This is a genomic window from Streptomyces sp. NBC_01306 (genome assembly GCF_026340465.1).
Classification (GTDB): domain Bacteria; phylum Actinomycetota; class Actinomycetes; order Streptomycetales; family Streptomycetaceae; genus Streptomyces.
In genome coordinates this window covers 1,598,199-1,612,461 of sequence record NZ_JAPEPC010000001.1, presented here as the reverse complement: position 1 = coordinate 1,612,461, position 14,263 = coordinate 1,598,199, and the positions used below count along the sequence as shown (strand labels likewise).

The 14,263-nt window shown below is 70.9% G+C and carries 12 protein-coding genes; 8 read left to right on the top strand and 4 right to left on the bottom strand.

Annotation, left to right across the window (positions count from 1 at the left end):
* Positions 1-16: 16 nt before the first annotated feature.
* Positions 17-1,525 carry an Asp-tRNA(Asn)/Glu-tRNA(Gln) amidotransferase subunit GatB gene (gene gatB / locus OG385_RS06795; RefSeq protein ID WP_266852755.1) on the top strand — a complete coding sequence of 503 codons (1,509 nt, stop codon included), beginning with the start codon at positions 17-19 and terminating at the stop codon, positions 1,523-1,525.
* 160 nt (positions 1,526-1,685) lie between these two features.
* Positions 1,686-2,942 carry an SLC13 family permease gene (locus tag OG385_RS06790; protein WP_266860687.1) on the top strand — a complete coding sequence of 419 codons (1,257 nt, stop codon included), beginning with the start codon at positions 1,686-1,688 and terminating at the stop codon, positions 2,940-2,942.
* A gap of 72 nt (positions 2,943-3,014) precedes the next feature.
* Here the strand turns inward: OG385_RS06790 and OG385_RS06785 are convergent, their stop codons facing one another.
* Positions 3,015-3,401, bottom strand: a complete 387-nt coding sequence (locus OG385_RS06785; protein WP_266852754.1) for an RNA-binding S4 domain-containing protein — start codon at positions 3,399-3,401, stop codon at positions 3,015-3,017.
* 163 nt (positions 3,402-3,564) lie between these two features.
* Here OG385_RS06785 and OG385_RS06780 point away from each other — a divergent pair, with 163 nt between their 5' ends.
* The 5 genes from OG385_RS06780 to OG385_RS06760 all read left to right on the top strand — a co-directional run bounded on the left by OG385_RS06780 (position 3,565) and on the right by OG385_RS06760 (position 10,566).
* The gene (locus tag OG385_RS06780) at positions 3,565-5,772 is read left to right on the top strand and encodes an MMPL family transporter (protein WP_266852752.1); all 2,208 of its coding nucleotides are present in this window, start codon (positions 3,565-3,567) and stop codon (positions 5,770-5,772) included.
* Positions 5,750-6,304, top strand: a complete 555-nt coding sequence (locus OG385_RS06775) for a GNAT family N-acetyltransferase (protein ID WP_266852750.1) — start codon at positions 5,750-5,752, stop codon at positions 6,302-6,304. Before OG385_RS06780 ends, OG385_RS06775 begins: the two co-directional genes overlap by 23 nt.
* Positions 6,305-6,339: 35 nt before the next feature.
* Positions 6,340-6,951 (top strand): hypothetical protein, encoded by a 612-nt coding sequence (locus tag OG385_RS06770; protein ID WP_266852748.1) that lies wholly within the window; start codon positions 6,340-6,342, stop codon positions 6,949-6,951.
* A 226-nt stretch (positions 6,952-7,177) separates the two neighbouring features.
* Entirely contained in the window at positions 7,178-7,351 is a 174-nt protein-coding gene (locus tag OG385_RS06765; protein ID WP_266852746.1) for a hypothetical protein, read from the top strand.
* A 116-nt stretch (positions 7,352-7,467) separates the two neighbouring features.
* On the top strand, positions 7,468-10,566 hold the full coding sequence (locus tag OG385_RS06760) for a helix-turn-helix transcriptional regulator (RefSeq protein ID WP_266860685.1): 3,099 nt from the start codon (positions 7,468-7,470) through the stop codon (positions 10,564-10,566).
* Positions 10,567-10,674: 108 nt separating this feature from the next.
* Here OG385_RS06760 and OG385_RS06755 read toward each other — a convergent pair whose 3' ends face one another.
* The 3 genes from OG385_RS06755 to OG385_RS06745 form a co-directional block, all read right to left on the bottom strand.
* Positions 10,675-10,872: a DUF6191 domain-containing protein gene (locus OG385_RS06755; protein ID WP_266852744.1), complete on the bottom strand. Its 198-nt coding sequence runs from the start codon at positions 10,870-10,872 to the stop codon at positions 10,675-10,677.
* 67 nt (positions 10,873-10,939) lie between these two features.
* Positions 10,940-12,082 (bottom strand): sorbosone dehydrogenase family protein, encoded by a 1,143-nt coding sequence (locus OG385_RS06750; protein ID WP_266852742.1) that lies wholly within the window; start codon positions 12,080-12,082, stop codon positions 10,940-10,942.
* Positions 12,083-12,273: 191 nt separating this feature from the next.
* The gene (locus OG385_RS06745; RefSeq protein WP_266852740.1) at positions 12,274-13,266 is read right to left on the bottom strand and encodes an aldo/keto reductase; all 993 of its coding nucleotides are present in this window, start codon (positions 13,264-13,266) and stop codon (positions 12,274-12,276) included.
* A gap of 46 nt (positions 13,267-13,312) precedes the next feature.
* Here OG385_RS06745 and OG385_RS06740 point away from each other — a divergent pair, with 46 nt between their 5' ends.
* Positions 13,313-14,251: a 2-hydroxyacid dehydrogenase gene (locus OG385_RS06740; protein ID WP_266852738.1), complete on the top strand. Its 939-nt coding sequence runs from the start codon at positions 13,313-13,315 to the stop codon at positions 14,249-14,251.
* Positions 14,252-14,263 lie beyond the last annotated feature (12 nt).

Below are 14,263 nucleotides of genomic sequence, written 5' to 3'. Positions count from 1 at the left end.
GAGGGAAAGTCTCATCGTGACCGTCACTGAACTCGCGTCGTACGAGGAAGCTCTCGCGACGTACGACCCCGTCATGGGCCTGGAGGTCCATGTCGAGCTCGGCACCAGGACCAAGATGTTCTGCGGCTGCTCCACCGAGCTGGGGGCCGAGCCCAACTCGCAGACCTGCCCCACCTGTCTGGGTCTGCCCGGCTCGCTGCCCGTCGTCAACGCGATCGGCGTCGAGTCGGCCATCAAGATCGGTCTCGCGCTGAACTGCGAGATCGCCGAGTGGTGCCGCTTCGCCCGGAAGAACTACTTCTATCCGGACATGCCGAAGAACTTCCAGACCTCGCAGTACGACGAGCCGATCGCCTTCGACGGCTATCTGGACGTCCAGCTGGAGGACGGCGAGACCTTCCGGGTGCAGATCGAGCGCGCCCACATGGAGGAGGACACCGGCAAGTCGCTGCATGTCGGCGGCGCCACCGGCCGTATCCACGGCGCGTCCCACTCGCTGCTCGACTACAACCGCGCGGGCATTCCGCTCATCGAGATCGTCACCAAGCCGATCGAGGGAGCGGGCGAGCGTGCCCCCGAGGTCGCCAAGGCGTACGTCGCCGAGCTGCGCGAGCTGATCAAGGCGCTGGGCGTCTCCGAGGCCCGGATGGAGATGGGCCAGATGCGCTGCGACGTCAACCTGTCGCTGCGCCTGCACGGTGTCGAGAAGCTCGGTACCCGCTCCGAGACGAAGAACGTCAACTCGCTGCGCTCGGTCGAACGCGCCGCGCGTTACGAGATCCAGCGGCACGCCGCGGTGCTCAGCTCCGGCGGATCGATCGTGCAGGAGACCCGGCACTTCCACGAGGAGGACGGCTCCACCACGGCCGGCCGCATCAAGGACAACGCCGAGGACTACCGGTACTTCCCGGAGCCCGACCTGGTCCCCGTCGCGCCCGCGCGCGACTGGGTCGAGGAGCTGCGGGGCGCACTGCCCGAGCTGCCGCGCGTGCGCCGCAACCGGCTGCGCGAGGAGTGGGGCGTCACCGAGTTCGACATGCAGTCGATCCTCAACGCCGGTGCGCTCGGCCCGATTCTGGCCACGATCGACGCGGGCGCCCCGTCCGACCAGGCCCGCAAGTGGTGGATGGGTGAGCTCGCCCGCAACGCCAACGAGACCGGCCGCGACCTCGCCGCGCTGCCCATCACGCCGGAGCAGGTCGCTCGGGTCGCGGAGCTCGTCGCGGCGGGCGACCTCAACGACAAGCTGGCCCGCCAGGTCATCGACGGCGTGCTCGCCGGTGAGGGCGGACCGGACGAGGTCGTCGAGAAGCGCGGTCTGAAGGTCGTCTCCGACGACGGCGCGCTCGGCGCCGCTGTGGACGAAGCCATCGCGGGCAACGCCGCGATCGCGGACAAGATCCGCAGCGGCAAGGTGGCCGCCGCCGGTGCGCTCGTCGGCGCGGTCATGAAGGCCACCCGGGGACAGGCGGACGCGGCGCGCGTCCGCGAGCTGATCCTGGAGAAGCTCGGCGCCGAAGGCTGACCCGCCCACGCACGGTCGCACGGGGCCGCGCCCCGGACCCTGCTCCACGGATGCCGGGGGGATGTGATCGCAGGCCCGGCCCGCGATCACATCCCCCCGGCGTCGGAAGAGCCGGAGGTCCGGGGCGCGGCCCCGGCCCGCTTCCACCACGGAGCACGCCCTGAACACCGTCCCCGCCGAGATCCTCTCCGTAGCGCTGCTCCTGGGCGTACTCGCCTTCGCCGTGACCCGTCCGCAGGGCCGGCCCGAGGCGGCAGCCGCCGTACCCGCGGCGGCACTTGTGGTGGCTCTGGGCGCGGTCTCGCCGTCCGAGGCATGGGACCAGACGCGCACCCTGCTGCCCGTGGTGGCCTTCCTCGCCGCGGTGCTCGTGCTCTCCCAGCTCTGCGCCGACGACGGGCTGTTCGACGTCCTGGGCGACCGGGTCGCGCGGGTGTGCGGCGGGCGGCCGGTGCGGTTGCTCGGCGGTGTCTTCGTGGTCGCTGCCGTGGTCACCGCGGTGCTCAGCCTGGACGCCACCGTCGTACTGCTCACCCCGGTCGTCTTCGCGACAGCAGCGCGGGTCGGCGCAAGGCCGCGGCCCCATGTCTACGCGTGCGCGCACCTCGCCAACTCCGGCTCCCTGCTGCTGCCGGTCTCCAATCTGACCAATCTGCTGGCGTTCTCCGCGAGCGGTCTGACCTTCACCCGGTTCGCCGCTCTGATGGCCCTGCCGTGGCTGGCCGCGGTGGCGGTCGAGTACGCCGTCTTCCGCCGGTTCTTCGCGGCCGAGCTGGCTGCGCCCGCGCACGCGCCCGACGCGGCCGAACGGCCCGAGACGCCGGTGTTCACCCTGGTGGTGGTCGGTCTGACGCTCGCCGGCTTCGTGGTGACCTCCTTCGCGGGCGCCGAACCGGTCTGGGCCGCCCTCGCCGGGGTCCTGGTGCTCGGGGTCCGCGCGCTGCGCCGCGGACGGACCACCGTCACCGGCCTGGTGCGCGACGCCAACCCGTTCTTCTGCCTGTTCGTGCTCGCGCTCGGGGTCGTCGTGCGGGCGGTCGTCGACAACGGACTGGGCGACGGGATCGGGCACTTGCTGCCCGGCGGCGCCACACTCCCCGCGCTGCTCGCGGTGGCCGGGGTCGCCGCCGTCCTGTCCAACGCCATCAACAACCTGCCGGCGATCCTGGCGCTGCTGCCGGTCGTCGGCCCCGCCGGGCCCGGACCGGTACTCGCCGCGCTGATCGGCGTGAACCTCGGCCCGAACCTGACGTACGTCGGCTCACTGGCCACGCTGCTGTGGCGCCGCATCATGAACGAGTACGGACAGGAGCCCGAGCTCGGCACCTTCTCCCGGCTCGGCCTGCTGACCGTACCGGCGACGCTGGCCGTGTCGACCGTCGCACTGTGGGGAGCCCTGCTGGTCATCGGAGTGTGAGCCGGTCCATCCGGGCGTGCGGTTGCCGCTCCGCACGGAGCTGCCCGCTCCGTTCACCCGCCCCCGGACCGGTCAGCGCAGTCCGATGTCCCCGCGCAATTGCTCCAGTTCACGCCGGTCCCGCTTCGTCGGCCGTCCCGTACCCCGGTCGCGTACCGGGATGTCGAGAACGGCCTCCCGGGGCGGGGGCGGCGGGCTGTTGTCCACATAGCACTCGGCCGCGACCGGCGGACCCACCCGCTTGCGCACCAGGCGTGACACCTCGACGATCCGCTCGCGTCCCGCGTGGAACAGCCGTACCTCGTCGCCCGCCTGCACCGGGTGGGCGGGCTTGACGCGCTCACCGTTGAGACGGGCATGACCGGCGCGGCAGGCCGCAGCGGCCTGCGAGCGTGTCTTGGTGAGCCGCACCGACCAGATCCAGGTGTCGAGCCGTACGGTCCCCTCTTCAGCAGCCATACCCCGACCCTACGGCGACGCGCACCCTTGTGACTAACCCCACGAAACAGGCAAAGGATCACGTTTCGATGTCAGAGTAATGCGCTAAAGGTCTCTGCTCTTTACGGTTTATTCCCGATAAAGGCCGACGAACCACCCAGGTCGATCCCGAGGGAGCAGTCCGTTGGCAGCCATCGCGCGATGGTGCATCAGGCACCGCCTTCTGACTGTTCTTCTCTGGCTCCTCGCCCTCGGCGGCACCGCGGCCGCCGCGGGCTTCGCCGGATCCGCGTACTCCAACGACTACGAAGTGCCGGGCACCGAGTCCGGGCGGGCCACCGCCCTGCTCGACCAGGGCTTCCACGGCCAGGGCGGCGACAGCGACACCATCGTCTGGCACACCGCGCAGGGCAGCGTGCGCGCGTCCGGGGTCGAACAGCGCATGACGCAGACCCTCAACAAGATCGACGACCTCCCCGGGATCTCCTCCGTCGGGACGCCGCGGACCAGCGCCGACGGGCACACCGCCTACGCCGTGTTCACCTTCGACGCGCAGTCCGACGAGATCCCCGTGCAGCAGGCCCGGACCGTCGTCGACACCGCGAAGGCCGCCGAGGCCGACGGGCTCCAGGTCGAGCTGGGCGGCAGCGCCGTCGCGCTCACCCAGACCACCGGCGTGCATCTCAGCGAGGCCATCGGGGTCGCCGTCGCCGCGCTGGTGCTCTTCCTCGCCTTCGGCGCCTTCGCCGCGAGCCTGCTGCCGATCGCCACCGCCCTGGTCAGCGTCGGCACCGCGTACGCCGGCATAGAGCTGCTCGGACACGCCATGACCGTCGCCGACTTCGCGCCGATGCTCGGGATGCTGGTCGGACTCGGTGTCGGTATCGACTACGCGCTGTTCATCGTCACCAGACACCGCAAGGCGCTGCGCCGCGGTCTGCCGGTCGCCGAGGCGGTGACACACGCGGTGAGCACGACGGGCCGCGCCGTCGTCTTCGCCGGAGCGACCGTCTGCATCGCCCTGCTCGGGATGCTCATCCTGCGGCTGGACTTCCTCAACGGTGTCGCCATCGCGGCCTCTCTCACGGTCGTCCTGACCGTGGCCGCGTCGGTGACCCTGCTGCCCTCGCTGCTCTCGTTCATCGGGATGCGGGCGCTGAGCCGCCGGGAACGCGCACGGCTCGCCGAGCGTGGCCCGCAGCCCGATCCGCCCACCGGTTTCGCCGCCCGCTGGTCGGCCTTCGTGGAGCGGCACCCCAGACTGCTCGGCGCACTCGCCGCGGCCGTGATGCTGGTCCTCGCGCTGCCGACCCTGGGGCTCCACCTGGGCACGTCCGACCAGGGCAACAGCCCGGCGGGCTCCACCACCCGGGAGGCGTACGACCTCATCGGCAAGGGATTCGGGCCCGGGGCCAACGGACCGCTCACGCTGGCCGCCAAGCTGGACGGCGCGGGGGACCGGGTGGCGCTGGACGAGCTGCCCGCCCGGCTGCGTACGACCGAGGACGTCGCATCCGTGAGCCCGGTCACCTACAACAGCAGTGGCGACACGGCCTTCATCACGGTCGTCCCCGACTCGGCCCCGCAGTCGCAGAAGACCAGTGACCTCGTCGACCGGCTGCGTACGGATGTCCTGCCCCGGGCCGAGAGCCGGACCTCGCTCGACGTCGAGGTCGGCGGTGTCACCGCGAGCTACGACGACTTCGCGGAGGTGATCATCGGCAAACTCCCGCTCTTCGTCGCCGTGGTCATCACGCTCGGCTGTCTGCTCCTGCTGCTGGCGTTCCGCTCGATCGGCATTCCGCTCAAGGCCGCCGTGATGAACGTGGCAGCGGTGGCGTCCGCCTTCGGCGTCGTCGTCGCGGTCTTCCAGTGGGGGTGGGGGAGTGAGCTGCTGGGACTCGGCAGCGCGGGGCCGATCGAGCCCTTCCTGCCGGTGATCATGGTCTCGGTGCTCTTCGGACTCTCCATGGACTACCAGGTCTTCCTGGTCAGCCGGATGTACGAGGAGTGGCGGGAGACCGGCGACAACCGGCGGGCCGTCCGGGTCGGCCTCGCCGAGACCAGCCGCGTGATCAACTCCGCGGCCGTCATCATGATCTCCGTCTTCCTCGCCTTCGTGCTGAGCGGCGACCGGGTCATCGCGATGTTCGGGATCGCCCTCGCCGCAGCTGTGGCGCTCGACGCCTTCGTACTGCGGACGCTCCTGGTCCCCGCGCTGATGCACCTGCTCGGCCGGGCGAACTGGTGGCTGCCCGGCTGGCTGGACCGGCGGCTGCCCCGCATCAGCATCGAGGCGCCCGGCGCCGGTGACACCGGTGACCGTGCGAAAATTCATCCGCAGCACACACCGGTGATGGAGGAGAAGCATGTTCGCGATATCGCTCGGTGAGGGCGCGGAGCTGGGACTCCTGGAGCCGTGGCAGGCCGCGGACTACCTGGCCCATATCGACCGGGGCCGCGAATTCATCGGCCAGTACATCGGACTGGCGGACGCCGCCAGGGATCTCCCTTCGGCGCGTGCGTTCCTCCAGTCGTTCGCGGACAAACAGGCCGCCGACGGCGGCCGGCTCTTCGGCATCCGGCTGGACGGCACGCTGGTCGGCGGGGTGCTGTTCCCGCAGTTCGACGCCGCGACCGGCTGCTGCGAAGTCGGCTGCTGGCTGGAGCCGGCCGCGGTGGGCCGGGGGCTGGTCACACGCGCCGCCGGGGTGCTGATCGACTGGGCGGTGCACGAGCGCGGGATGCACCGCGTCGAGTGGCACGTCGACCCGGGGAACACCGGGAGCATCAACGTCGCGAAACGGCTCGGGATGGTGCGCGAGGGCGTACTGCGGCAGAACCACCCTCATCGGGGAACCCGGCACGACACCGAGGTCTGGTCGGTACTGGCGCCTGAGTGGAAGGCACACAGAGAGCATTAAGCCCGCTCTCAGAAAGGGCGCCTAGCGTGCGCCGCATGAACGCCACCACCAAGACCGACACGACCGACGACTCCGCCGCCAAGGTGCAGGACGCCGAGGCCGATGAGGCCGCGGCGGAGGCGACCGCTGAGGACACCGACACCGACGTGGATGAAGCCGCGGCGGAAGCAGCAGCTGAGGAAGAGGCCGCGGAGGCCGAGCTCGCGGCGGGCAGCCCCGCCGCCGCCGGCTCCGGGATCGGCGCTGGCGCGGCCGCCGTCGTCGCCGCCGCGCTGGGCTTCGTCGGGCTTTCCGGCAGCTGGATGGGCAAGGTGCTCTCCGAGCGCGAGACCCTGACCGGCCAGCTGAAGCTTTCGCAGAGCGCCAGCGCCTCGCAGCAGATCCACGAGGTCTACGCCGACTCCTGGCACACCACCGCCCTCGTCAACGGCGTCTTCGCGCTGCTGGCACTGGTCGTCGGAGCCCTCGTCCTGGCCCGTCCGTTCTTCAGCTCGCCCATCCGCCCGCAGGCCGTCTGGGTCCGCGCCGTCGCCTGGGGCGCTGTCGGCGTTGCCGTCATCGGCCTGATCGTCGCCGTCGGCATGTACTTCGACCTGTTCGCCGCGCTCCCGACCGCTCCCGCCACCGCGCCCGCCCCGACCCAGTAGGGCCGGTGGGCAGAACCCCGTAAGGCATCCCCGAGGGGGCCTGGGCCGTACGTAAGCATTCACGTACAGCGCCTAAGGCCCCCTCCGCCATGAGGATGCGGCACTCGCCCGATGTGGCGGACCCCCTGGGCGACGAAAGTCGAGGCATCGAAGGAAGCCGCAACCGGCTTCCGCCGCACAACCGGCTTCCGCCGCACAACCGGCTTCCGCCACAGGGGAGAACACGATGATTCAGTACGAGCTCCAGAAGGCCCACGCCGCCGAACTCACCCGCCGGGCCGAGGCCGAGCGGCTGGCGGGACAGGCACGGGAGGCCCGCAGGGCAGCCCGCCGTTCCGGCCGGCACGATACGCAGAGGACGGTGAGATCGCTCCGGGACCGGTTCGTCCACGCGGCGTGATGATTCGTCCACGAGTCCTGCTGCCTGATGCCCAGTTGAACGGTGCGCAGCCGGACACCGGCACCGCGGCAGGCGGCATCCGTATATCGGGTGCCGCACTGTCGGACCGCTGTGCGATGCTCGGCGCTGTGGAGTTCACCTCAGTCAGCCCCGTATTCGTCGGCCGAGCCGATGAGTTGGCCGTGCTCGGAGACGCGCTCTCCCGCGCCACCGGAGGGGAGCCGCAGGCGCTGCTCATCGGCGGGGAGGCCGGTGTCGGCAAGACCCGGCTCGTCGAGGAGTTCATCGAGGGCGCCGGACGCGCCGGGGCCGTCGTCACCGTCGGCGGCTGTGTCGAGATCGGCGCCGACGGCCTTCCGTACGCCCCGTTCTCCACCGCCCTGCGCGCGCTGCGCCGCCACCTTCCCGACGAGATGGCCGCCGCAGTGGAGGGTCAGGAGGGCGAACTGGCCAGGCTGCTGCCCGAATTGGGCGACACCAGCCGGCAGGCGCACCACGAGGACGGCACGGCCCGGCTCTTCGAGCTGACCTCCCGGCTCCTTGAGCGGATCGCCGCCGACCGTACGGTGGTGCTGGTCCTGGAGGACCTGCACTGGGCCGACGCGTCCACGCGCCATCTGCTCGCCTATCTCTTCCGGACCCTGAGCAGCGGACGCCTCGTGGTCGTCGCCACCTACCGGGCCGACGACATCCACCGGCGCCACCCGCTGCGTCCGCTCCTGGCCGAACTGGACCGGCTGCGTACGGTCCGCCGGATCGAGCTGGCCCGTTTCACCCGGTCCGAGGTGCGGCTCCAGCTGACCGGCATCCTCGCCGCCGAGCCGGAGGCCTCGCTGGCCGACGAGATCTTCGCCCGCTCCGACGGCAACGCCTTCTTCGTCGAGGAGCTGGCCGTCTGCAGCGGAGGCAACTGCTCGGTCTCCGGGATCAGCGACTCACTGCGCGATCTGCTGCTGGTCCGGGTCGAGGCCCTGTCCGACGACGCCCAGCGGGTTGTCCGGTTCGCGGCCGAGGGCGGCTCGACCGTCGAGTATCCGCTGCTCGCCGCCGTGACCCGGCTGTCCGAGGACGATCTGATCGAGGCGCTGCGGGCCGCCGTCGGGGCCAACATCCTGATCGCCGCGCCGGACGGCGGAGGTTACCGCTTCCGGCACTCCCTGGTACGCGAGGCCGTCAGCGACGATCTGCTGCCGGGAGAACGCTCCCGTATCAACCGCCGCTGCGCCGAGGCCCTGGAGAACGACCCCTCGCTCGTACGGGCCGACGCGCGCACCACCCGGCTCGCCGGCTACTGGTACTACGCGCACGACGCGGCGAAGGCCCTGCCCGCTGTGCTGCTGGCCTCGGCGGAGGCACGCAGGCGCCACGCCTACTCCGAGCAACTGCGGCTCCTGGAGCGGGCGATGGAGGTCTGGGACAGTGCGCCGGTCGATGTACGGGACGGGCTGCGGCCGATGGACTCCGCCGATGCCTACCCGGCCTGCGGACACGAACCAGGGACATCCGCGCCGTCCGCGCTGCGTTATCTCGACCTGCTCGCCGAAGCGGTGGTCGCCGCGCGCTGCTGCGGTGAGCGTGAACGGTCCCTGAAGATCTCCAAGAAGGCCCTGCGCATCATCGACGGCGGCGCCGACGACGCACTGCGCGCCGCCTGGTTCTGGACCGAGCGGGCCAAGCTGGAGCAGAGCCTCGCCCGGGGCAACGGCTGGCGGGAGATCGCCACTGCGCAGGAGCTGGTACGCGGGCTGCCCCCGTCGGCCGTCCATGCCCAGGTGCTCACCACTGCGGCGAGCTGGGCGATGCTCCACGAACCGGGACCCGACAGCCTGACCGCGGCCGAATGCGCCGTGGACTACGCCCGGCTGGTCGGTGCGGAGGAGATCGAACTGAGCGCCCGCCTCACCCTCGGCGGCCTCCTGATCGACTCCGGCGACATCGAGACCGGGCTGGCCACCATGCGGGCCGCCCTCAAGCGGACGACCGAACTCGGCCTGGTCGCCGAAGGCTGCCGCGCGCACACCAATCTGATGTCGAACCTGGAGTCCATCGGCCGTTCCGCCGAGGCCGTCGACGTGGGCACCGCCGGTATCGCCCTCGCGGGCAAGTACGGCCTGCGGGACCAGGAGGCCTGGGTCCGGGGCAACATGACCGACTCGCTGTTCGCCCTGGGCCGCTGGGAGGAGGCGTCGGCGTGCGCGCAGTGGGTGCTCCGGTGCGCGCAGAGCGCCAAGCCCCGGGGCAACGTCTGCCTGCGGCTCGCGGACCTGGCGCTGCTCCGCGGGGAGCAGGACGAGGCAGCCCGGCACCTCGCCTCGGCCAACGCCCACTTCGGCACCCATGACCCGATGCCCCAGCACTCCATACCGCTGGCCAGGCTCAGCCTCGGGATTCTGGCCGCCCAGGGGCAGCTGGACGAGGCCCGTGCGGTACTGGCCGGGGCGGTGGAAGCGGGGTTCCCGCCCGGCACCCAGCGCTACGGCTGGCCCCTGGTTCTCGCCGCCGCCACCGCCGAAGCCAACACCCGAGGCCTGCCGGCGGCCGAGCCGGGCCGCACGGAATCCCTGGAACTCATCTGCTCCACGGCGAAGCGGCTCGCCACGCCCGTACCGCTCTGGAGTGCCTACGCCCTGCACGTCAGCGCCGAGCTGGCCCGTGCCGACGGTCTGGACCGGCCGGAGCACTGGAGCGCGGCTGCCGGGGCCCTGGAGCCACTGGAACGCCCCTTTGAGCTGGCGCAGGTGCACCTGCACTGGGCCGCCGCCCTGCTCGCGCACGGCTCCGACCGCGAACCCGCGGCCCGGGAACGTGCCGCGAAGCTGCTCCGCAGCAGCCTCGCGACGGCCGACCGGCTCGGCGCCCGCCCGCTGGCCGAGGAGATCAGGCTGCTCGCACAGCGCGCCAGACTCCCCCTCACCGAAGCCGCGGACCACGTAGGTGCTCCGGCACCGGCAGACATGCGCAGCGCTGTCGACGACTTCGGCCTCACCAGCCGTGAGCAGGACGTCCTGCGCCTGGTAGCAGCGGGCCGCACCAACCGTCAGATAGCCGAGACGCTGTTCATCGCGCCCAAGACGGCGAGCGTGCACGTCTCCAACATCCTGGCCAAGCTGGGCGTCACAGGACGAGGCGAGGCGGCCGCCCTGACCCACCGGCTGCGCCTCTTCACGGACACCGCGGAGGACCTTTCGGAGGCCGCCGCTCAGGGGGCCTTCTGAGCTGTACGGATGGGGGGTGCAGGCAGCTGTACGGATGCGGGGGTGCGGGTGCCGGTGGCCCTAGGACTCGGACGCCGGGCGACGCTGCTCCTACTCCTACTCCTACTCCTACTCCTGCTCCTGGTCCCGGTCCTGGCTCTTATCCTGCTCCTGTGACCGGATGATCACTGTGCCCGAGTCGAGGTCTATCGGACCGCGCCCCGGATCGCCGTCGTTGAGATCGACGCGGGACAGCTCCAGCCGCTTGTTCTCGTCCTCGGTGTGCTTGCGCCCGGGTGCGAAGAGCTGCTCTATCAGGTTGAACATCCAGACCCCCTGCGGTGAGCCCCGGCCGGACTCCCGTGCGGTGAGCCCTCCCCAGCGTAACCCCGGGCTACTTCACCTCCAGCTGGAGGATCCGGTCGTCCCCGGCCTTGGGCCTGCCCCGCGAATCGGTGTTGCTGGTGACCAGCCACAGCCTGTCCCCGCCCGCGGAGACCACCGTGCGCAGCCGCCCGTACTTCCCCTGGAGGAAGGCTTGCGGCTTGGCCGATGGCTTGTCTCCGTTGAGCGGGATCCGCCACAGTCGCTCACCCCGCAGGGACGCCATCCACAGGGAACCCTCGGCATAGGCGAGACCGCTGGGAGAGGCGTCCGCCGGCTTCCACTCCTCCACCGGGTCGGTGAACCCCGCCTTTCCCGCTCTGCCCTCCGCCTCGGGCCAGCCGTAGTTCTTCCCGGGGCCGATCAGATTGAGTTCGTCCCAGGTGTCCTGGCCGAATTCGTCGGCCCACAGCCGCCCGTCCGCGTCCCAGGCGAGGCCTTCCACGTTGCGGTGGCCGTAGGAGTAGACGACGGAGTCGGCCCAGGGGTCGCCGTGCACCGGCTGTCCGTCCGGTGTCATCCGGAGGATCTTTCCGCCCAGTGATTTCTTGTCCTGGGCCAGACCTCGGTCGCCGGTCTCCCCGGTCCCGGCATAGAGCATCTTGTCCGGTCCGAACGCGATCCGCCCGCCGTTGTGAACGGTTCCCTTCGGGATGCCCTTGAAGATCGTGTCGGGTGCCCCCAACTGCTGTCCTGCCGGCTGCTTCGCGTCGTAGAACATGCGCGCGATGCGGTTGTCGGACGTGGTGGTGAAGTACGCGTAGACCAGATGGTCCGAGGCGTACGAAGGGGAGAGCGCCAGCCCCAGCAGCCCGCCCTCACCGGCGGGCGCGACCCCCGCGACCTTCCCGATCACAGTCTTCCGGCCGGTCTTGGCATCGACCTCGGTGATCGTCCCCCGATCGCGCGAGGAGACCAGCAGATCGCCCTCCGGGAGCACCGCTACCCCCCACGGTGAGTCGAGACCCGTGGTGAGGGTCGAGACCACTTTGACCGTCCCCTTCGCAGGCGGGACGGCTCTGGACGGGGACGCCGACGCGGAGGCGGGTGCGTGCGGCCCGGGGGCGCGGCCGGTGCCGGTGATTTCATCACCGCCCCCGGAGGAGCACCCGACGGCCGACAACAGCAGGGCCGACGCCAACACGGCTGTCACAGCTGGACGTTGCACGGTTCTGATCCCTTCGACGACAGCACAGCTACTGTTCATACACCGCAGGTCCGCCGCCGGTTCCCACCCGCGCCCGTTCGGCCCCGAAAGGGCCGCCCCGGCGCAGCCCTGTCCCCCGGGCACACAGAATGAGCCGTACAGAAAGGGCCGTACGGAAGAGGCGGCACCGGGACGACTCAGTCCCAGGAGCCCCGTGCGGGCGGCAGTTCCGCGATCTCCCCAAGATCCTCTGCTGTCGGCACCAGTTCCGCAGCGCGAGCGTTCTCCACGGCCCACCGCTCCTGCTTGGTCCCCGGCACCGGCACCACATGCGGCCCCTGCCTCAGCACCCACGCCAGCGCCACCTGGGCAGGCGTCGCCCCATGACGCCCCGCGATCCGCCGCAGCCCCGCCACCACCGGCTGGTTCGCCGCCATCATCTCGGCGGTGAACCGCGGATGCCTGGCCCGCATGTCGTCGGGCTCGAAGCCCTGCCCCGGCGTGAGCGTGCCCGAGAGGAAACCGTTCCCCAGCGGCATCGCCGCCAGGAAGCCGACCCCGCGCGCCTCGCACCACGGCAGCAGTGAGTCGAGAGCGTCCCGGGACCAGACCGAGAGCTCGGCCTGTACCGCGCTCACCGGAAAAACCTGCTGCACCCGGTCCAGCTGTCCCACCGTCGCGTCATGAAGGCGTGCGCCGGGGCGCCGGGAGGCGCGCGCTCCGACCGCGCAGAAACCGAGGGCCCGCACCTTCCCCGCGGCGACCAGCTCGGCCATCGCCCCCCAGGTCTCCTCGACGGGCACCTCGGGGTCGGCCCTGTGCAGCTGATAGAGGTCGATCACATCGGTCTGCAACCGCCGCAGCGAGGCATCGCAGGCCCGGCGTATGTAACCCGGCCTGCCGTTGGCGACGATGTGCTGTTCGCCCGCGAGGAGGCCACACTTGGTGGAGAGGAAGGCATCGGCCCTGCGCTCCTTCAGGACCCGCCCCAGCAGCAGTTCATTGGTGAACGGGCCGTACATGTCGGCCGTGTCGAGGAGGGTCGAGCCGGCGTCGAGTGCGGCGTGCACGGTACGCAGGGAACGGTCCCCGCGCTGCTGGGATCCGGTGTACGCCCAGCTCATCGGCATACAGCCGAGCCCGATCGCGCCCACTTCGAGCGCTGCCGCCCCGATTGTCCTGCGCTCCACCTGGCCGCATCCTCCCTCTTCCCGCCCCCAAACTAACCTCCTGGTCATGACTGCTGATGTGTGGCTCCCCTTCCCGCCCGACAAGATCGACGGGCTGCCCGACGCCCTCCGATACCGTTTCTGGAACGGCGGTCCGCAGTACCCGGCGGACCCCGCGGACTGTGCCTTCTACGTGGTCCCCTACATGCAGGGCATGGAGGTCGCCCTGCGCCCGCTCGGCGCGATGACGAATCTGCGTGTGGTGCAGACCCTCTCGGCCGGTGTCGACCACGTACGCCCGGGACTTGACCGTCTCCCCGCGGGCGTGCAGCTCTGCAACGCGCGCGGTGTGCACGAGGCGTCGACCGCCGAACTCACCCTCACCCTGATACTGGCCTCACTGCGCGGCATACCCGACTTCGTGCGCGGTCAGCAGCGTGAGGAGTGGCAGTCCGGTTTCCGCCCGGCGCTCGCCGACAAGACGGTACTGATCGTCGGATACGGGTCGATCGGTGCTGCCATAGAGGACCGGCTCGTGCCCTTCGAGTGCGCGCGGGTGGCGCGCGTCGCGCGCTCCTCACGCACTACGGAGCGCGGTCAAGTGCACGCATTCACCGATCTGCCCGAACTGTTGCCGGAAGCGGACGTCGTCGTCCTCTCCACGCCGCTCACCGAGCAGACCCGGGGGCTGGCGGACGCGGAGTTCCTGGCGGGGATGAAGGACGGTGCGCTGCTGGTGAACGTCGCGCGCGGCCCCGTCGTCGACACCAAGGCGCTCCTCGCCGAGCTGGAGTCGGAACGGCTGCACGCGGCCCTCGACGTCACCGACCCCGAACCGCTGCCCGCGGGGCACCCGTTGTGGCACGCTCCCGGCTGTCTCATCAGTCCCCACGCAGGCGGTCCCACCTCGGCGTTCATGCCGCGCGCCACGCGTCTGCTGGCTTCGCAGCTGACCCGGTTCGCCGCGGATGAGCCGCTGGACAATGTCGTCCTGACGACCGAATAGGCACGTTCTGCA

Bases quoted from the DNA above. Each gene is read 5' to 3' on its own strand.
- OG385_RS06785 (WP_266852754.1), bottom strand. From the start codon at position 3,401: ATGGCTGCTGAAGAGGGGACCGTACGGCTCGACACCTGGATCTGGTCG.
- OG385_RS06775 (WP_266852750.1), top strand. From the start codon at position 5,750: ATGTTCGCGATATCGCTCGGTGAGGGCGCGGAGCTGGGACTCCTGGAG.
- OG385_RS06770 (WP_266852748.1), top strand. From the start codon at position 6,340: ATGAACGCCACCACCAAGACCGACACGACCGACGACTCCGCCGCCAAG.
- OG385_RS06765 (WP_266852746.1), top strand. From the start codon at position 7,178: ATGATTCAGTACGAGCTCCAGAAGGCCCACGCCGCCGAACTCACCCGC.
- OG385_RS06760 (WP_266860685.1), top strand. From the start codon at position 7,468: ATGCTCGGCGCTGTGGAGTTCACCTCAGTCAGCCCCGTATTCGTCGGC.
- OG385_RS06755 (WP_266852744.1), bottom strand. From the start codon at position 10,872: ATGTTCAACCTGATAGAGCAGCTCTTCGCACCCGGGCGCAAGCACACC.
- OG385_RS06740 (WP_266852738.1), top strand. From the start codon at position 13,313: ATGACTGCTGATGTGTGGCTCCCCTTCCCGCCCGACAAGATCGACGGG.